16 protein-coding genes are annotated in these 18,518 nt (G+C 46.7%); 13 read left to right on the top strand and 3 right to left on the bottom strand.

Translation table 11 applies throughout. The features are described 5' to 3' along the window. Positions 1-8: 8 nt before the first annotated feature. A complete protein-coding gene (locus BUB18_RS00805; protein WP_073077080.1) occupies positions 9-974 on the bottom strand; it encodes an ROK family protein in 966 nt (321 codons plus the stop codon). Further along, positions 946-2,865 (bottom strand): MFS transporter, encoded by a 1,920-nt coding sequence (locus BUB18_RS29795; RefSeq protein WP_218587976.1) that lies wholly within the window; start codon positions 2,863-2,865, stop codon positions 946-948. The genes BUB18_RS00805 and BUB18_RS29795 overlap by 29 nt, the downstream gene beginning before the upstream one ends. A 183-nt stretch (positions 2,866-3,048) precedes the next feature. Between BUB18_RS29795 and BUB18_RS00795 the strand changes: the two genes are divergently transcribed. The 5 genes from BUB18_RS00795 to BUB18_RS00775 all read left to right on the top strand — a co-directional run bounded on the left by BUB18_RS00795 (position 3,049) and on the right by BUB18_RS00775 (position 7,316). Beyond that, complete coding sequence (locus BUB18_RS00795; RefSeq protein WP_073077078.1) at positions 3,049-4,386, top strand: sugar MFS transporter; 1,338 nt, start codon at positions 3,049-3,051, stop codon at positions 4,384-4,386. A 119-nt stretch (positions 4,387-4,505) separates the two neighbouring features. Beyond that, on the top strand, positions 4,506-5,648 hold the full coding sequence (galK, locus tag BUB18_RS00790; protein WP_073077077.1) for a galactokinase: 1,143 nt from the start codon (positions 4,506-4,508) through the stop codon (positions 5,646-5,648). Positions 5,649-5,813: 165 nt separating this feature from the next. Beyond that, positions 5,814-6,035 (top strand): helix-turn-helix domain-containing protein, encoded by a 222-nt coding sequence (locus BUB18_RS00785; RefSeq protein WP_073077075.1) that lies wholly within the window; start codon positions 5,814-5,816, stop codon positions 6,033-6,035. Then, positions 6,035-6,370 (top strand): HipA N-terminal domain-containing protein, encoded by a 336-nt coding sequence (locus BUB18_RS00780; protein ID WP_218587975.1) that lies wholly within the window; start codon positions 6,035-6,037, stop codon positions 6,368-6,370. The genes BUB18_RS00785 and BUB18_RS00780 overlap by 1 nt, the downstream gene beginning before the upstream one ends. Further along, positions 6,363-7,316: a HipA domain-containing protein gene (locus tag BUB18_RS00775; protein ID WP_073077071.1), complete on the top strand. Its 954-nt coding sequence runs from the start codon at positions 6,363-6,365 to the stop codon at positions 7,314-7,316. The genes BUB18_RS00780 and BUB18_RS00775 overlap by 8 nt, the downstream gene beginning before the upstream one ends. Positions 7,317-7,377: 61 nt before the next feature. Here the strand turns inward: BUB18_RS00775 and BUB18_RS00770 are convergent, their stop codons facing one another. Continuing rightward, on the bottom strand, positions 7,378-8,775 hold the full coding sequence (locus tag BUB18_RS00770) for a Gfo/Idh/MocA family protein (protein WP_083549180.1): 1,398 nt from the start codon (positions 8,773-8,775) through the stop codon (positions 7,378-7,380). Positions 8,776-9,048: 273 nt separating this feature from the next. Between BUB18_RS00770 and BUB18_RS00765 the strand changes: the two genes are divergently transcribed. The 8 genes from BUB18_RS00765 (at position 9,049) to BUB18_RS00730 (ending at position 18,505) form a co-directional block, all read left to right on the top strand. Beyond that, on the top strand, positions 9,049-11,079 hold the full coding sequence (locus BUB18_RS00765) for an alpha-L-fucosidase (protein ID WP_073077070.1): 2,031 nt from the start codon (positions 9,049-9,051) through the stop codon (positions 11,077-11,079). Positions 11,080-11,510: 431 nt separating this feature from the next. Further along, complete coding sequence (locus BUB18_RS00760; protein ID WP_073077069.1) at positions 11,511-12,302, top strand: GNAT family N-acetyltransferase; 792 nt, start codon at positions 11,511-11,513, stop codon at positions 12,300-12,302. A gap of 54 nt (positions 12,303-12,356) precedes the next feature. After that, on the top strand, positions 12,357-13,550 hold the full coding sequence (gene argG, locus BUB18_RS00755; protein WP_245805595.1) for an argininosuccinate synthase: 1,194 nt from the start codon (positions 12,357-12,359) through the stop codon (positions 13,548-13,550). Between the two features lie 3 nt (positions 13,551-13,553). Further along, positions 13,554-14,537 carry an N-acetyl-gamma-glutamyl-phosphate reductase gene (gene argC / locus BUB18_RS00750; RefSeq protein WP_073077067.1) on the top strand — a complete coding sequence of 328 codons (984 nt, stop codon included), beginning with the start codon at positions 13,554-13,556 and terminating at the stop codon, positions 14,535-14,537. Positions 14,538-14,569: 32 nt separating this feature from the next. Next, positions 14,570-15,694: an aspartate aminotransferase family protein gene (locus tag BUB18_RS00745; protein WP_073077066.1), complete on the top strand. Its 1,125-nt coding sequence runs from the start codon at positions 14,570-14,572 to the stop codon at positions 15,692-15,694. Between the two features lie 2 nt (positions 15,695-15,696). Beyond that, complete coding sequence (locus BUB18_RS00740; RefSeq protein WP_073077065.1) at positions 15,697-16,647, top strand: N-acetylornithine carbamoyltransferase; 951 nt, start codon at positions 15,697-15,699, stop codon at positions 16,645-16,647. Positions 16,648-16,649: 2 nt separating this feature from the next. After that, positions 16,650-17,438 (top strand): acetylglutamate kinase, encoded by a 789-nt coding sequence (argB, locus tag BUB18_RS00735; protein WP_073077064.1) that lies wholly within the window; start codon positions 16,650-16,652, stop codon positions 17,436-17,438. A 2-nt stretch (positions 17,439-17,440) separates the two neighbouring features. Further along, on the top strand, positions 17,441-18,505 hold the full coding sequence (locus BUB18_RS00730; RefSeq protein WP_073077062.1) for a M20 family metallo-hydrolase: 1,065 nt from the start codon (positions 17,441-17,443) through the stop codon (positions 18,503-18,505). The last annotated feature ends 13 nt before the right edge of the window (positions 18,506-18,518 follow it).

Below are 18,518 nucleotides of genomic sequence, written 5' to 3'. Positions count from 1 at the left end.
TGAGATGTTTAATCTTTCATTTCCCAAGCCAGGGCACTTGCACCCAGTATGGCGGCATCACTTTCCTTTAACTCCGAGAACAGCAATTTAACCTTATTCTGGAATATCGGCAGCACATTATTTTCCATGTGGATGCGTACAGGTTTCATGAGCATATCGCCGGCTTTGGTGAGTCCACCGAAGAGGATGATGGCTTCAGGGCTGGAGAACATCACGAAGTTGGCCAGTGCTTCCCCGAGGATTTGACCGGTGTATTCGTATACTTCTTTTGCCAGCGCATCATTTTTCATTGCTGCTTCGTAGATCATTTTGGAGGTGATATCCTCCAGTGCGTACTGACGCAGCACGCTCTCTACTTCCGGGCGGTTGGTAAGGAACTCCTTGGCTGTATTGCAAACGCCGGTGGCGGATGCATAGGATTCCAGGGAGCCGCGCATGCCGGTGCCCGGGTGAAGGCGGCCGCCAGGTTGTACGATGCAGTGACCGAGTTCGCCGGCGAAGCCATCGTGACCGTAGATCAGCTGGCCATTGGCAACGATGCCGCTGCCTACGCCGGTGCCGAGCGTGATCATGATGAAATCTTTCATGCCGCGGGCAGCGCCATAGGTCATTTCACCGATGGCTGCCGCGTTGGCATCGTTGGTGAGTACAGTGGGCAGGCCGAAGCGCTGTTCCAGCAGATTTGCCAGTGGTACGATACCACGCCAGGAAAGATTTGGCGCATATTCGATGTTGCCGGTGTAGAAGTTGCCGTTTGGAGCGCCAACACCTATACCTCTTATATTTTCAGTTCCGCCAGCCTGCTCAATGAGTTTGCTGAGGTGACCGTGGAGTTCCGTTAAGAAATCCTCTACATTATCATGGCTTTTGGTTGACATCTTGCCATCACTCAAAATATTACCTCTGCGATCTACGATGCCAAAAACTGTGTTAGTTCCCCCAATATCAATGCCCACCGCTAATTGCTGACTCATAATCAATTCCTTGAGATTTTAATATGTTTTTAACTTTGAATGCGAAGAAGGCCAGGTATGCGAAGCATAATCCCGGGATGAGGTAGGAGTGGTGAATTCCGATTGCAGGAATATCCGCCAGACCTCCCTGTAAAGGTGGTACCAGAGAACCGCCGAGGATCATCATTACGAGGAATGCAGAGCCCTGACCGGTGTATTTACCCAGACCGGCAATTGCCAGTGCGAAGATGTTAGGCCACATTACAGAGCAGAACAAACCGCCGCTAAGGAATGCAAAAGTAGCCAGCGCACCAGTGGTGAATAAGCCGATCAATACGGAGAGTACGCCGAGGAGACCGAAGATCATCAGTGTTTTAGCCGGTTTATCCTGACCCATGAAGAAGCCCACGATCTGGATAGCAATGCAGATCACGTAAGGATAGAGCACGGATACATCGTTACCTTTAATCACATTGGCGCCGAGAACGATTGCGTAAGCCACAAAAGGAACAATTACACAAAGGATTTTGCGGGTATTTTTGGAGACGTTAAATACGCTGATGGCACCAGTCCAGCGGCCAATCATCATAGAACCCCAGAAAAGAGATACATAAGGGTCCAGTTCAGATTCCTTCAGTCCATTAGGCGTAAGGAAGCCTGGATGAGTGAGGAGTCCGCCGAGATTGCTGGCGATGGTTACTTCCACACCTACATAAATGAAGATGGCCAGCATACCCAGGATGAGCTGTGGATAACGCATGGCGCCCCAGCCTTCCGGATTTTTACTGGAAGAAGATTGAGCAACCAGGAGGATGCCGATGATGCCTACGATACCAACGGTAAAGAAAGGCAATTCCATTTTGAGGGCCAGCCCTGCGAGGATCAGCACGAACATCGCGGTGATGCCGAGAATAGCGCGGGTGGCTTTAGGAGAAGATTCGAAAGCTTCATCAGCAGTCTGGTTATCTGGCATTTTCACAAATGCGAAGATGGCAGCAGCTACGAGGAACAGTCCGATCAGGAGGAAATAGAGCGTGTTGATTTTGCTGATATCTGTTTCTGCGGCTGCGCCACCACCGGAAACACCGCCGAAGAGCAGCATGCTCACGATGATAGGGCCGATGGTAGTACCGAAGGAGTTGATACCTCCTGCCAGGTTTAAGCGGTGTGCTCCTTTTGCAGGGTCACCGAGTATGATGGCGAATGGATTGGCGGCTGTTTGCTGCAGGGAGAAGCCGAGCGCCACAATAAAGAGGGCCATCAGGATCAGCGCAAAGTAGCCGAAGGTAACGGTTTGATTGAAGTCGGTACCTAAAACAGACAATACATTTTGCAGTTTATCTTTTGTAAACGTGCTGGTATATGCTGTAGCAGATTCAGTGAAGCTGCCACCTACAGCTGCCTGCAGATTGTTGCTGGAGGCGTATTTGGCGCCTGCTTCATTTTTGGATACTAATAATGTGTAAGTATCCGCTTCTTTTTCGCGACGAATTTTTACTTCGCGGTCGGAAGTCTGCAGTTGCTGACCTACCTGGAAACTGCTGATATCAGCTGCGGTTTCCGCAATGGGAACGATTTTCTCTTTGTTGACACAAGGGATCATAATGGCCGATCCCAGCACAGAAATTAATAAACCGTAAATAATACCCTTTTTATATCCTATCTTGTTGAGGATATCTACCTTTCTTGCTGCCGATGCCAGATAGAGGATCAGGGACCCAATAAAGTAGGCACTGTAGAAAGCAAAATCAATCAGCTGAGATTCAAGCTGGGTAAGGTTAAAGTGAGTTTTGCAGAACGGGATAAATATACTGTTGGATGCCGCTAGAAAGCCCCAAAAAAAGAACACTAAAATTAGCACAAAGAAAGAAGGATGAGTACTTTGCGCGTTTTGCCGTTGTTGCTGAGCCATAAACGTGTTAAGTTACAGTGAATTTTTGCCCGATAAATGTATAAATTATTTTTTATCATTTTCTAAAAAACCCGATAAACACCTGTATTTTTTATAGGCGGTAAAACGTTTTAGCTAAGATATTTATGAAATATAGAAACTGTTTCTTATGTTCGCAAATACTTAAAACAATCTACTCAGCTTATGTCGAACCAAACAGTAACAATGGAAGTACCTGCTAAAAAAGTCGGGTATGGACAGGCAATGGCGATTATCTCCATGCTGTTCTTTGTATTTGGCTTCGTGACCTGGTTAAACGGGGCACTGATCCAGTTTTTTGAAATTGTATGCGAACTGAATGTTTCCCAGTCCCTGCTGGTGACGTTTGCCTTTTACCTTGCCTACCTGTTTCTTTCTATTCCATCTTCTTATATATTGGAGAAAACAGGATTTAAAAATGGGATGTCCATTGGTCTTGGCATTATTGCTCTTGGTTCTCTGGTATTTATTCCTGCGGCCAATGCCCGGAGTTATCCGATGTTCCTGACCGGCCTGTTTATCCAGGGTGGTGGTTTATCCCTGCTGCAAACGGCGGTGAATCCTTATGCCAGTATCATTGGGCCAAAGGAGAGTGCTGCTAAGCGTATCAGTATCATGGGGATCTGTAACAAGGTAGCAGGTGCGCTGGCACCGATCATCCTGGGGGTGATCCTGCTGAGCGGTGCGGAGGAGTTGAAAGGTAAAATTGCTGCAGCCACTGATCCTGTGGTGAAAGCCGGTTTGCTGGATAATCTTGCTTCCCGCGTAATCGGACCTTACACTGTCATCGCAATTGTACTGCTGATTCTGGCGGTATTGCTGAAGAAGAGCAGTCTCCCTGAGATTGACACCAACGAGGAAGATGCGGCTACTGCTGCGGCCACCGTTGGAAAAACCAGCATTTTCCAGTTTCCTCACCTGCTGCTTGGTGTACTTTGCATCTTCGTTTATGTGGGTGTGGAAGTAATGGCGGGAGATGTGATTGGCTCTTATGGTAAGTCAATGGGTATGAGCCTGGATCAGACCAAATACTTCACCTCTTTCACGCTGGTGGCTATGCTGGCGGGTTATATTATAGGTATCATTACCATTCCTAAATACCTGAGTGCGCAGAAATCACTGTTGATTTGTGCGGCGTTGGGTATTGTGTTTACGGTGCTGGCTTATACCAAAACCGGGTTCTCTGCCGTAACCTGCATTGCTTTGCTGGGTTTGGCCAACTCGCTGATGTGGCCTGCAATTTTCCCGATGGCAATCGATGGCCTGGGTAAATTTACCAAAACCGGTTCTGCGCTGCTCGTAATGGGTATCGTAGGGGGGGCCGTGCTGCCACAGGTCTACAGCGGTATGTTTAACAAAGAGTCAATGTTCAGCTTCCTGTACAGCCCTAACATCGATTTCAGACATGCTTTCCTGTATTGTATGCTGCCATGCTACCTGTATATTCTGTTTTATGCAGTGGCGGGTCATAAAATTGGTAAAAAACAACTAGTAACGGCATAAGCCATATTAAATAACCACGAATAAGGAACAAAGCGATTTTTCCCATGAAAAATTTCTTTGTTCCTTATTTTTTTCGCGTATTTTTAGGCGTAAATTTTACGTTTAATTACAGGTACTGAATGATACAAAAAACAAAAGAGCAGTTCGTCAAACTATTCGGAAAAGAACCATTGATCGTTGTATCCCCAGGGCGAATAAATCTTATAGGTGAACATACCGATTATAATGACGGGTTTGTATTACCCGCTGCCATCGATAAAAAAATTGTATATGCTGTAGCGCCAAACGGCACTAATCAATGTAATGTACATGCCGATTTTACCGGAGAAACCGCTTCTTTCTCACTGGATGCGGTAGTGCCAACACCAGGATGGATTAACTACATCATGGGAGTGGTGGCTATGCTGCAGGAACGCGGACTGAAAGTAGAGGGTTTTGATTGTGTGCTGGCAGGTGATATCCCGGTAGGTGCCGGCTTATCCTCTTCAGCTGCGGTAGAAGGTGGCCTGGTAGCGGCACTGGATAAACTCTTTGGCTTCGGACTTTCCAGGATGGATATGGCGCTGATCGGGCAGAAGGCAGAACATACCTTCCCCGGTGTGAAGTGTGGTATCATGGACCAGTTTGCGAACCTGCACGGTAAAAAGGATCAGGTAATGCGGCTGGATTGCCGCAGTCTGAATTACGAATACTTCCCATTTGAATTTCCGGGATACAAGGTGGTGTTGTGTAATTCTATGGTACATCATTCCCTGGCATCTTCGGAATATAATGTACGCCGTCAGCAATGCGAAGCTGGTGTGAAAGCAATTCAGCAACATCACCCGGAGGTGAAATCGCTCCGCGATGCGAACCTGCAAATGCTGGAAGAGGTGAAGCAGGAGTTACCTGGAAAAGTTTACGATCGCTGTGTATATGTCATCGAAGAAATTTCCCGCGTGCAGGAAGCTACCGGTTTATTGCAGCAAGGTAAGCTGAACGAGTTCGGAAAACTGATGTATGAAACGCATGAGGGGTTGAGCAAGCTCTATGAAGTGAGTTGCCCTGAACTGGATTTTCTGGTGTCATTGGCGAGCGAACGCGAGGAGGTAGCCGGTGCACGCGTGATGGGTGGTGGCTTTGGCGGCTGTACCATTAACCTGGTCGCTGCTGATAAAGTAGAGGAATATACTGAGTTTGTACGTTCAAGGTATAATAAGCAGTACAATAAAGATCCTGAAATCTATGTTACCACCATTGAAAACGGAGTAACAGTTTTATAAGTTCAATAATGCAAGCTGACATAAACCGCCTTTACAGGCGGTTTTTTGCTTTTAGGTATAGATTTATATGTAATTGGATATAAAATTCGTTGACTAAGTAAAATTTATACTGATTTGCATATAGTTTTTGTTTTATTAGTATATTTATATGTAAATCGATATAAAATGGAGTCTTTATCTGATTTCGTTAAAAGAAGGCGCAAAAAGGCAAACCTTACTCAGATAGAGTTTGCATCATTAGCGGGCGTGGCGCTTACTGTAATCCGCAAAATAGAACAGGGAAAAACAGATCTTCAATTAGATAAAGTAAACCAGGTACTGAATATGTTCGGTCATATCCTTGCTCCGATAGGCATTAAAGACATAAAACACACTGAAAAAAATTGATGATGAGAAAAGCAAAAATTCTATATAAAACTTTTGAGGCTGGGTTTCTCACAGAAACAGATGATGGCGATTATATTTTTGAATATACGCCGGAATATGTCAAGAATCATCCGACAGAATTTTTAACTTTCACTATGCCTGTCAGAATATTGCCTTTTGTGGATAGGCGCTTATTCCCATTTTTTGAGGGCCTTATTCCTGAAGGATGGTTATTAAATATTGCCTCAAAAAACTGGAAGCTAAATAGGAATGATAAAATGGGTTTGTTATTAGTCTGTTGCAGAGATTGTATTGGTGCTGTAAGTGTAATTCCAATGGATCAACATTATGAATAATAAATGTCTTTATTGCTACAAACCCTTATTAAGTGGGGAAAAAGACTACCATAGTCACTGTAGCCGAAAATTTTTTGGTACAGAGGTGCCACCTCTTTTGCCTTACTCTATTGAGGATATCACAGCTTTGGCTAATCAGATAGTGCTAAAAGGAGAAACAGTTCCTGGTGTTCAGCCGAAATTGTCGTTGGAAGTGGTAAAAGAAGCAGTAAATAATCAGGTAGAGAACAGGCTGACAATTATAGGTGTACTAGGCGGACACTATATTTTTAAGCCCCCAAGTGTTAGTTACAGCCAGATGCCGGAAAATGAACATCTTACAATGTTAATGGCAAAAGAGATATTTAAATTAGATACTGCAGATAGTACATTGGTGAGATTACAATCAGGGGAACTTGGATATTTAACAAAAAGGATGGATCGAACACTAAGAGGGGAGAAACTGCACATGCTAGATATGTTTCAGGTGTTGGATGCCTATGATAAATATGTAGGATCTATGGAGAAAATCGGAAAGGCAATCAAGGAATATACAGATAGCCCACTGCTGAATCTTGCTGAATATTTTCAATTGGTTCTTTTTTGTTTTCTTACAGGCAATAATGATATGCACCTGAAAAATTTTTCCTTTTTGTCGAAAGAGAAATCACTTTGGGAATTAGCACCTGCGTACGATTTGTTGAACGCAACTATCGTAAATCCTGAAGATACAGAGGAGCTGGCACTTACGCTGAATGCTAAGAAAAGAAGAATTAAACGAAAAGATTTCATGGTGTTTGGGCAAAATTTAGGGCTTACTGAAAGACAAATAGAGAGTCGATTTTCAGCATTTGCAAAATACATTCCTGCCGCATTTTCCTTCATCAATGAGTCATTCTTATCTCACCAAAATAAAAAGCTTTATCAGGCTTTACTAGCGCAAAGGTGGGCCATTCTCTCCTCCTAATTCAAACGGCCGGCGGATCACTCCACCGGCCGTTTCCCGTTAGTACTTTATATCAATTCTATTAATACTGATCGTCTAATGCAAAGATCGGTTTCCTGTTCATCCAGCGGCCGCGGGTGAAATCAGGGATGTACTGTACACCACCACCTTCGAGGATAGACTGCTCAGAGAGTGGCGTGATGGCGTACCAGGTAGCCATATCATATACATCCAGTGCGAATGGCGCACCGCGTTTGATACTTTCTACAAAAGAGTTCATTACAAACCAGTCCATACCACCGTGGCCAGCGCCGGCAGCATCTTTCGCATAGCGTTTCCACAGCGGATGATCGTACTTACCGTAGTAAGATGCAGGATCATCCGGCTTGCCGGTGCTTTCCCAAACATCATGCTTAGGGCTCAGTTTTTCGATGTAAATCTGTTTCTGATCATCCATCCACAGGCCATTGGTACCCTGCACGCGGAAGTTCAGAGAGTAAGGACGCGGGCTGTTTGTATCGTGGCTCAGCATAATTGTTTCGCCATTGTTAGTGGTGATCAGGGTAGATACGATATCACCCAGTTTGAATTTCACCTTCGCGTTTGGATGACTTTCGCTGCTGTTATCCACAATGTATTTGTGCAGGCCACGGGATTTTGTTGCCACGGAAGTGAGCGACAGCAAACGGTTACCGCGGTTGATGTTGATCGCATTGCAGATAGGACCCAGACCATGGGAAGGGTAGAGGTCCGCATTGCGGTGTACAGAGTGGTTAGTTCTCCATTTGGCTTCTGACAGTGCATTTTCGCCAAACTCCACACCACCACCATAATATTGTTTACCGTTGTTGAATTTAACAGCGCGTAAGTCGTGCTGATAGCCACCCTGCAGGTGAGTGATTTCACCGAACAGACCTTCACGCACCATTTGCAGCACTGCCATCACATCGCGACGGTAGCACACGTTTTCCATTCCAAATACAGGTATACCTGTTTCTTCGCTGGTATTTACCAGCTCCCAGCACTCCTGGATGTCAGAAGCACCACACACTTCCACCGCAGGGATCTTGCCTGCTTTCATAGCTGCAATAGCCATGATGGAATGCCATTCCCATGGGGTCGCAATGATCACAGCGTCGATGTCATCACGTTTCAGCATGTTGCGGAAATCTTCCGGACCGTTGGTGTATTCAGCCACTTTACGTTTTGCACCGTAAGCTTTGGTGATCATATCCCTTGCTTTTGGCACCGTGTAAGCAGTATCCGGATCTGCAAAGGCAACCAAATCCACGTCTTCTCTGCGAAGTGCGAGGTCCAGATGGCTCAGTCCACGGGCTCCCACGCCAATCAGACCAATTCTTACTTTAGGTTTTTTTTCATTTGCAAAAAGCTTTGCAGAAGAACCCAGCATAGACAGGCCAATACCTGCTGCTGCGGTGTTTTTGAGAAAACTTCTGCGATGCAGTGGTTGTTTCATCATTGTTCAGTTGTTTAAATAGCGTATAATAATACGTTCAGAAGAGGCTAAATTTATAAAATAAGATGAAGCAAAGTAATGTAGCACAACAATTTTCTTACATTTTTGTGATAAACGGTCTGCAAACCCGCACTGGTTTTGCAATCGATGGATAAGCGAAATGATACAAACCGTTCCTCATAATGCTAATTTAGGATTAGAAATAGCTAAATTACCTTTAGCTGCCGCAGGGATATCTGCCTTATCTTCGCCAGCGACCTAATCAAACAGTGATCCATGAAAATTACACCAATACTTGCAGGACTGCTAGCCTGCAACATGGCAATGGCTCAGGAAATTAAGCCTTACGGCGCCTTACCGTCCAAATCTCAGCTGGAGTGGAACGACATGGAATACTACATGTTTATCCATTTCGGCCCTAACACCTTTACCAATAAGGAATGGGGGCATGGCGACGAGGACCCGAAAGTATTCAATCCTACTCACGTAGATGCCCGCCAGTGGGCTCGCACGGCCAAACTCGCCGGCATGAAAGGTATTGTGCTCACCGCCAAACACCACGATGGCTTCTGCCTGTGGCCCAGTAAATACAGTACGCATACGGTCAGAGAAAGTATGTATAAAGGAGATATCCTGAAGGAACTCTCTGCCGCATGTAAGGAGTATGGCCTGAAGTTCGGCGTGTATTTGTCACCGTGGGACCGCAACCATCCTGATTATGGTACACCGCAATACAACCAGACATTCGTAAATACCCTCACCGAAGTGCTCAGCAACTACGGCCCTGTGTTTGAACAATGGTTTGATGGCGCCAACGACGGCACCAAACCCCAGCAATACGACTTCGAACTATTTAATAATACCGTACATAAGCTGCAGCCTAACGCTGTTATCTTTAGCGACGTGGGGCCTGGCTGCCGCTGGGTAGGCAACGAAAACGGTATCGCCGGTACGACTAACTGGAGCACCTTAAATATAAAGGGCTATGGTCCGGGTAAAGCAGCGCCGCCACAGCAACAGCTCAACGAAGGTGTGGAAGACGGTGAGGCCTGGGTGCCCGCAGAATGTGATGTAAGTATCCGCCCGGGATGGTTTTATAGTCCGGATACCGATGATAAAGTGAAATCCCTGCAGGACCTGCTGAAAATCTACTATGGCTCCGTGGGCCGCAACGGTAACCTGATCCTGAATGTGCCGGTGAGTCGCGATGGGGTTATCCATAAAAACGACTCCACCCGACTGATGGAGCTTCGGCGCGTGCTGGATGCCACTTTTAAAAACAATCTGGCCCGTAAAGGCGTGGCTACGGCCAGCGTTACACGCAGCGGCAACAGTGCCGTGAAAGTGAGTCACCTCAACGATGGAAACCCTGACACCTACTGGGCTACGCCGGACAACGTGACCAGCGCTTCTTTCACACTCACGTTCAAACAGCCGGTTACGTTCAACCGGATTGGCCTGGAAGAATACCTGAAACTGGGTCAGCGCGTGAAGGCTTTTTCCGTGGAAATATTGGAGAACGGCCAATTCCGCGAAGTGGCAAAGGCTTCTACCATCGGCCATAAAAGAATACTGGAACTGCCGAAGCTCACCACCACACAGGTGCGGGTAAACATTCTGGATGCCAAAGCCTGCCCGGTGATTCGGGAGGTGGGGCTGTACCTGGCGCCAGTACTGGTTACCCAGCCGGTATTACAGCGTAATAATAAGGGAGATGTTATTGTTGCAAACGCTACAGTGGACCAGCATATTTATTATACCACCGATGGCAGCACGCCGGGAACCAAATCCAACCTTTACAAAATGGGTGAGGTGATCGCGTTGCCAAGTGGTGGCGTGGTAAAAGCAGTGTCTATCCACACCGAGAATGGCAAAACGGAGCGCAGTGCCGTTACCAGTGTGGGTTACGATGTGGCACCGGCCAAATGGACGGTGCAGCCGGCGGCGGCAGCCAGGGCAATCGACGGCCAAGCCGGCACTGCGTGGGTGAGTGAGGCGGGCTATCCGCAGGAGCTGGTGGTAGACCTCTCTGAAGCGCTGACGCTCAAGGGTTTTACTTACACTCCCGTGACAAATGCGCATACCGGTGGTGTAATCTATGGGTATGAGTTTTATACCAGTGGCGATGGAAAGGCCTGGACGAAAGCGGCCGCGGGCATGTTTGCCAATATTAAAAACAACCCGGTGCAGCAAAGCATCACTTTCAGTCCTGTAAAGGCGCGCTATATCAAGCTGGTGGCTACCAGACCTGCGGCAGAGGGAGATAAAAAGGTAAGTGTAGCCGAATTAGGAATTATCACCAGATAGTAAATAAATATCATATCTGTAATGCCTCTGTTGCCTGAGAAGTTGGCAGCAGGGGCATTTTCTGTTAAGGGCTTGAAAAAATTTGATCCGGCGGAAAAAAAATTGGACCAATTAAAATTATAATGTTATAACTTTGCCGATAATCTAAAACTAAAGACAATATTTATAACAATTTAACGCTGAACTGAAGTTGGAAAAAACCGCAACTCATACCAACATCTCCGCATATCATCCCGCTTTAAATAAAGGGGTATATTCTGTTGGGTTCAATGTCTTTAGATACCTTTCCCGACGACCTAGAATTTGATAGCGCTCCGTCATACCTGACTCGCTGTCGCACCATGATTCCCAATCATAAGGTGTTTATTATTTTTTCCAGCAATGGAAAGCATTCAACGTAGTTTATTGATTCACGATTTCAATTTTAAAAGTTGGAAAATCAGCATATAATCGTTAGGGTAGCCACTCCTGACGATATACACTATTCAAAGACCATCACCGATGAGATGGAATCTTCTGCAAAAGCTCGTGGTACCGGAATAGCGAAGCGTTCCCCGGCTTATGTAGAACTGAAGATGCAGGAAGGCAAGGCTGTGATTGCAGTTACAGACAAAGGCGATTGGGTTGGGTTTTGCTATATAGAAGCCTGGGGCCATGATAAATTTGTTGCTAACTCCGGTCTGATCGTGAATCCGGCTTTTCGTGGACATGGCGTAGCTAAATCGATTAAGAAGAAAATTTTCGAACTCTCCCGTCAGAAATATCCTGATTCTAAAATATTTGGTTTGACCACCGGCCTCGCGGTGATGAAAATTAACTCGGAGCTGGGCTATGAGCCCGTTACCTATTCTGAGTTAACAGATGATGAAGAATTCTGGAAAGGATGCCGCAGTTGCGTGAATTTTGATATTCTTACAGCGAAAAACCGTAAGAACTGTTTGTGCACGGCTATGCTGTATGATCCTACCGAAAAGCTGAAGGAAGCGGAAGAGAAAGCCATGGCTGCAAAAGCAGAAGCAGCGGCTGCCGAAGCCGAAATGGAGAAAATGAAAATGTCTGTAGCCGCCAACGGCCGCATACACCACGAAAGGCGCCGCCGTCGCTTCAAAGGCAATATCAAGCTGTACGAACGCTGGCTGCGCTTCAAAAGATTTGTGCTGCTGAACAGCAAAAAAGAAGGCGGTGCCGCAGGAACCAAAAAGAAATTCCTGTTCTTCTTCTGAGAGGTACCTTACACAAAAGCAAACTATTGTATATCTGAATAAAACGTTGTTATAATGAAAAAAGTAGTACTGGGATTTAGCGGAGGGCTTGATACTTCCTATTGCGTTAAATATCTGACCGAGGAAAAAGGTTATGAAGTGCATTCAGTGATTGTAAACACTGGTGGTTTTTCTGAAGAAGAATTACAGGATATCGAAAAACGCGCTATCAGCCTTGGTGTTAAAAGCCATAAAACCGTTAATGCAATCCGCAGTTACTACGACGGCGTTATAAAATACCTGATCTTCGGTAATGTACTAAAGAACAACACTTACCCGCTGAGCGTTTCCGCCGAGCGTATGAGCCAGGCGCTCGCTATTGCAGAATATGTGAAAGAAGTAGGTGCAGATGCAGTAGCACACGGTTCTACCGGTGCCGGTAACGACCAGGTTCGTTTTGACATGGTATTCCACATTATGATCCCAGGTGTGGAAATCATCACTCCGATCCGTGATATGAAACTGAGCCGCGAAGAAGAAATTTCCTACCTGAAATCCAAAGGCGTGGAGGTAAACTTCGAAAAAGCCATGTACTCCATCAACAAAGGTATCTGGGGTACTTCTGTAGGCGGTAAGGAAACACTGACTTCCAACGGCATGCTCCCTGAAGCAGCATGGCCTACGCAGCTCACCAAGAACGGTGAAGAGCAGGTGAAACTGGTATTCGAAAAAGGAGAACTCTACGGTGTTAACGATCAAAAATTTGCACACCCATCCGAAGCTATTCAGTACCTGCAAACAATTGCCGGCGCTTATGCTATCGGCCGCGATATCCACGTGGGTGATACCATCATCGGTATTAAAGGTCGCGTAGGCTTTGAAGCCGCCGCACCAATGGTGATCCTGAAAGCACACCACGCCCTGGAAAAACATGTACTCACCAAATGGCAGCTGAGCTGGAAAGACCAACTGGCGCAGTTCTACGGTAACTGGATGCACGAAGGTCAGATCATGGACCCGGTAATGCGCGACATCGAAGCATTCCTGCAACACTCCCAGGAAAACGTAACCGGCGAGGTATTTGTAACCCTGATGCCTTACCGCTTCCAGGTGACCGGTATCCAGAGCCCATACGATCTGATGAGCAGCAAGTTTGGTAAATACGGTGAAATGAACAGTGGCTGGTCAGGCGATGATGTAAGAGGCTTCAGCAAAATCTTCGGAAACCAGACCATGATCTGGCATCAGGTAAAAAATGACAACAAATAAATAATGAGCAATTCAAATAAAATAAAAGCAGGAATCATTGGCGGCGCCGGTTACACCGGTGGCGAAATGATCCGGCTTTTGTTGAACCACCCGGATGTGGAAATTGCGTATGTACATAGCCGTAGTAATGCGGGTAACCCGTTATACGCCGTACACGCCGACCTCCTGGGGGAAACCGAACTGACCTTTGCCGGCGAACTGAGCAACGATATCGATGTGATGTTCCTCTGCCTGGGCCACGGCGAATCCAAAAAGTTCGTGGAAGCAAATGATATTGCTGACCACGTGAAAATAGTAGACCTTAGCCAGGACTTTCGTTTAGGCGAAAGCGTTAAAGGAAGGGAGTTTGTTTACGGTCTTCCCGAAATGAACAGAGATGCTATTAGAACAGCGAAAAATATTGCCAACCCCGGCTGCTTTGCTACTGCTATTCAGTTAGGACTCCTGCCGCTTGCAAAAGCAGGACTGCTGAAAGAAGTACATACCACGGGTATTACCGGTTCCACCGGTGCGGGGCAGAGTTTACAGGCAACTTCGCACTTTACCTGGAGAGCAAATAACATCTCTACTTACAAAGTTTTAACACACCAACACCTTAAAGAAATCCGACGAAGCTTACAGCAACTGCAGCCTGGATATACAGCAGATGTAAACTTTGTTCCGGTAAGAGGTGATTTCCCTAGAGGTATCTGGGTGACTTCCTATCTGCAGAGCGATCTGTCACTGGAAGGCGCCGTGCAGTTGTACCAGGAATTTTACGCTGGTCATCCATTCACGCACGTGAGCACAAAGCAGATAGACCTCAAACAGGTGGTGAATACCAATAAAGTGCTGATACAACTGGAAAAGGTGGGAGAGAAGCTGGTGATCCATTCGATCGAGGACAACCTGGTGAAAGGCGCTTCCGGTCAGGCTGTACAGAATATGAACCTGATGTGCGGACTGGATGAAACGGCAGGACTCAAACTGAAGTCCATCGTTTTCTAAACCTTTTTTTCATTGTCAATCTGAAATTACAAATGAAACTTTTCGACGTTTATCCGGTAAATAATATAGTTATCGACAAAGCCCTGTATTCCAACGTTTGGGATGATCAGGGTACTGAATACCTGGACCTGTATGGCGGCCATGCCGTGATCTCTATCGGTCACACGCATCCTCACTATGTGAAACGCCTTACGGACCAGCTGCATAAAATCGGCTTTTACTCCAACTCCATCAAAATGCCACTGCAGGAACAGCTGGCAGCTTTGCTGGGCAAGGTTTCCGGGAAAGAAGATTATCAGCTGTTTCTCTGCAACTCCGGTGCAGAAGCCAACGAAAATGCGCTGAAACTCGCTTCGTTCCACAACGGTAAAAAGAAAGTAATCGCTTTCAGAAAAGCTTTCCACGGTCGTACTTCACTGGCTGTTGCTGCTACCGACAATCCTAAAATTGTAGCGCCGGTAAATGAAACAGACAACGTGGTGTTTCTCCCATGGCTGGATGAAGCCGCGCTGGAACAGGCTTTCAAGGATCATGAAGTTTCTTCCGTGATCATCGAGGGTATCCAGGGTGTAGGCGGTATCCGGGTGGCATCTGAATCCTTCCTGCAAAAGATCCGTTCCCTCTGCGATGCTAACAACGCCGTGTTTATTGCTGATTCCGTACAATGCGGTTACGGTAGAAGCGGTAAGTTTTTTTCGCATGATTATGCCGGCGTGAACGCCGATATCTATACTATGGCAAAAGGTATGGGTAATGGTTTCCCGATCGGTGGTATCATTATCTCTCCAAAAATTGCCCCAAGCTATGGTATGCTGGGAACTACCTTTGGTGGTAACCACCTGGCCTGCGCTGCTGCACTGGCAGTACTGGAAGTAATCGAGTCAGAAAAACTGATGCAGAACGCTGCCACTGTTGGTGAATACCTGATGAGCGAACTGAAAAAGTTTGAACAGGTACTGGAAGTAAGAGGCCGCGGTTTGATGATTGGTATTGAACTGCCGGAAGAGCTGGCCCATGTAAGGAAAAACCTGCTGGGTACCCACAAGATCTTCACCGGTGAAGCAAAACCAAATGTAATCCGCCTGTTACCTTCACTGGCACTCACCCAGGCACATGCAGATCAATTTTTAGAAGCATTCAGAAAAGAAGTGAAATAATAATGAAACAGTTTATTTCAACAGCCGATGTTCCCAGTGTCCCGCGTTTGGTAGACATAGCACTGGAGTACAAAAAAAATCCCTTCAAGGATAGAGCATTAGGACAAGACAAGACATTGGGGATGATATTCCTGAACCCTAGTTTGCGTACCCGCCTGAGTACACAGGTGGCGGCCAAAAATCTGGGCATGGAACCGATCGTTTTCAATATTGATAAGGAAGGGTGGCAGCTGGAAATGAATGACGGCGTTATCATGAACGGGAATACTTCCGAACACGTAAAGGAAGCCGCTGCGGTAATGGGACAATATTTTGATATTCTCGCCATCCGTACTTTCCCCGGTCTGAAAAACAAAGAAGAAGATTATACAGAGAAATACATCAACCAGTTCATCAAGTACGCAGGTGTGCCTGTCGTGAGCCTGGAAAGTGCTACCCTGCACCCTTTACAGAGCCTCACCGATGTGATCACCATCAAGGAAAGATGGAATGAGCCACGCAAACCGAAAGTGGTAATGACCTGGGCACCGCATGTAAAGGCGCTGCCACAGGCGGTACCAAACTCTTTTGCACAGTGGATCAACGCCTGGGGGGAAGCGGATTTCGTGATCACCCACCCGGAAGGGTATGAACTGGATGAGAAATTCACCAACGGTGCACGCATCGAATACAACCAGGAGGAAGCGCTGAAAGATGCTGATTTCGTGTATGTGAAAAACTGGTCGTCCTACAGGGATTACGGTAAAATCACCTGCACCGACAACAGCTGGATGGTGGATAACGAAAAGCTGAAAAATACCAATAACGCCAAGGTGATGCACTGCCTGCCTGTTCGCAGAAATGTAGTCATTGCCGACGAAGTGCTGGATGGGCCTAACTCCATCGTGATACCGGAAGCGGGCAACCGTGTATGGGCAGCACAGGCAGTATTGAGTGAAATTTTGAAAGGATAATTATGATCGACCTGTTTATTATCAAAGTAGGCGGTAACGTAATTGATAACCCGGCATTGCTGCAATCTTTCCTCGGAAAGTTTGCAGCAATTTCCGCTAAAAAGATCCTTATACACGGTGGCGGTAAAGTGGCTACCCGTATAGGTGACAAGCTGGGAATCGAATCTAAGTATGTGGATGGTCGCCGTATTACTGATGCTGACACCATTGACGTGGTGACCATGGTTTACGGTGGACTGGTTAATAAACAACTGGTAGCACAGTTGCAGTCCAAAGGCTGCAATGCTATTGGCTTAACCGGCGCGGATGGCAATATCATCCCCGCTACCAAACGCCCTGTTAAAACCATTGATTATGGTTTTGTGGGAGATGTAAAACCTGAGCAGGTACAAACTGCGCCTGTAGTAGCATTGCTGGAGGCAGGCATTACACCGGTATTTGCACCGCTTACCCATGATGGGAACGGACAGATACTGAATACCAACGCCGACACCATCGCTTCTTCACTGGCGATTGCACTGTCAGCTAAATACAATGTGCGGCTGATCTACTGCTTTGAGAAAAAGGGAGTGCTGAGCGATCCTAACGACGACAATGCCGTGATCAACCTTATCAATAAAGACATTTATCAGCAACTGATGGACCAGAAAGTCTTATCCGACGGTATTTTACCTAAGCTGGACAACGCTTTTGGCGCTATTAACCATGGCGTGAAAGAAGTGCTGATAGGCCACGCCGAGGATGTACTGAGTAATACTACAGACACGGTGGCGGGCACCTTAATATGCTAACTATGTGGAACGAAAAACTATATGATGTAGCCGTGGCCCTGCTGAAGCAGATGATTGCGACGCCGTCATTGAGTCGTGAGGAAGACGGTACAGCTACGCTGATCAGCGAATTCCTCACTGCTATGGAGATACCGCATGAACGGCATCTGAACAACATCTGGGCACTTAACAAGCACTATGATCCCGCTAAGCCCAATATCTTACTTAATTCCCACCATGATACGGTAAAGCCTAACCCGCAGTATACCCGCGATCCGTTTAGCCCGGATGTGGTGGATGGTAAATTATTCGGCCTGGGAAGCAATGATGCCGGTGGCTGCCTGGTGAGCCTGATTGCTACTTTCCTGCATTTCTACCATCGTTCCGACCTGCAATACAACATTATTTTATCCGCTACCGCAGAAGAGGAAATCAGTGGCAGCAACGGAGTGGAGAGTATTCTCGCCAAACTGCCTGCCATTGATTTTGCCATCGTGGGTGAGCCTACCCAAACCCAGTTGGCAGTTGCTGAAAAAGGCCTGCTGGTCCTGGATTGCACCAGTACAGGCAAAGCGGGGCATGCTGCCCGTGAGGAAGGCGAAAATGCTTTGTATAAAGCGTTGCCCGACCTGCTGTGGTTCCGTGATTTCCGCTTTCCTAAGGTATCCGAAACTTTGGGTCCGGTGAAGATGAGTGCAACGGTAATCAATACTTCCAATAAAGCCCATAATGTGGTGCCGGCGGATTGTACTTTTGTGGTAGATGTGAGAGCAAACGATCAGTATACCCTTGAGGAACTGCTGGAAATCATCCAGGCAAACGTGCAATGTGAAGTAAAGCCGCGTAGCCTGCGTATGCGTCCTTCCCACATCCCGATGGACCATCCGTTTGTACAAGCGGGCATTGCTGCCGGTAAGACCTGTTATGGATCACCAACCACATCTGATCAGGCGCTGATTCCCGCCACCAGTGTGAAGATGGGCCCGGGAGATTCCGCGCGCTCGCATACAGCCGATGAATACATATATCTCTCCGAAATAAAAGACGGAATAGATAGTTACATAAAATTGCTGGAAGCTATCAACTGATAGTGCCGGCGCA

It is taken from the genome of Chitinophaga jiangningensis (genome assembly GCF_900142605.1).
GTDB classification, from domain to species: Bacteria; Bacteroidota; Bacteroidia; order Chitinophagales; family Chitinophagaceae; genus Chitinophaga; species Chitinophaga jiangningensis.
Note: the sequence above shows the minus strand (reverse complement) of the source record. Positions and strands in the feature narration are given on the sequence as shown.

Excerpts from the sequence above, each read along its gene's own strand:
- BUB18_RS00740 (WP_073077065.1), top strand. The coding sequence starts at position 15,697 with ATGAAACAGTTTATTTCAACAGCCGATGTTCCCAGTGTCCCGCGTTTG.
- argG (WP_245805595.1), top strand. The coding sequence starts at position 12,357 with ATGAAAAAAGTAGTACTGGGATTTAGCGGAGGGCTTGATACTTCCTAT.
- argB (WP_073077064.1), top strand. The coding sequence starts at position 16,650 with ATGATCGACCTGTTTATTATCAAAGTAGGCGGTAACGTAATTGATAAC.
- BUB18_RS29795 (WP_218587976.1), bottom strand. The coding sequence starts at position 2,865 with ATGGCTCAGCAACAACGGCAAAACGCGCAAAGTACTCATCCTTCTTTC.
- BUB18_RS00785 (WP_073077075.1), top strand. The coding sequence starts at position 5,814 with ATGGAGTCTTTATCTGATTTCGTTAAAAGAAGGCGCAAAAAGGCAAAC.
- BUB18_RS00765 (WP_073077070.1), top strand. The coding sequence starts at position 9,049 with ATGAAAATTACACCAATACTTGCAGGACTGCTAGCCTGCAACATGGCA.
- galK (WP_073077077.1), top strand. The coding sequence starts at position 4,506 with ATGATACAAAAAACAAAAGAGCAGTTCGTCAAACTATTCGGAAAAGAA.
- BUB18_RS00805 (WP_073077080.1), bottom strand. The coding sequence starts at position 974 with ATGAGTCAGCAATTAGCGGTGGGCATTGATATTGGGGGAACTAACACA.
- argC (WP_073077067.1), top strand. The coding sequence starts at position 13,554 with ATGAGCAATTCAAATAAAATAAAAGCAGGAATCATTGGCGGCGCCGGT.
- BUB18_RS00730 (WP_073077062.1), top strand. The coding sequence starts at position 17,441 with ATGTGGAACGAAAAACTATATGATGTAGCCGTGGCCCTGCTGAAGCAG.
- BUB18_RS00795 (WP_073077078.1), top strand. The coding sequence starts at position 3,049 with ATGTCGAACCAAACAGTAACAATGGAAGTACCTGCTAAAAAAGTCGGG.
- BUB18_RS00770 (WP_083549180.1), bottom strand. The coding sequence starts at position 8,775 with ATGATGAAACAACCACTGCATCGCAGAAGTTTTCTCAAAAACACCGCA.
- BUB18_RS00745 (WP_073077066.1), top strand. The coding sequence starts at position 14,570 with ATGAAACTTTTCGACGTTTATCCGGTAAATAATATAGTTATCGACAAA.
- BUB18_RS00775 (WP_073077071.1), top strand. The coding sequence starts at position 6,363 with ATGAATAATAAATGTCTTTATTGCTACAAACCCTTATTAAGTGGGGAA.
- BUB18_RS00780 (WP_218587975.1), top strand. The coding sequence starts at position 6,035 with ATGATGAGAAAAGCAAAAATTCTATATAAAACTTTTGAGGCTGGGTTT.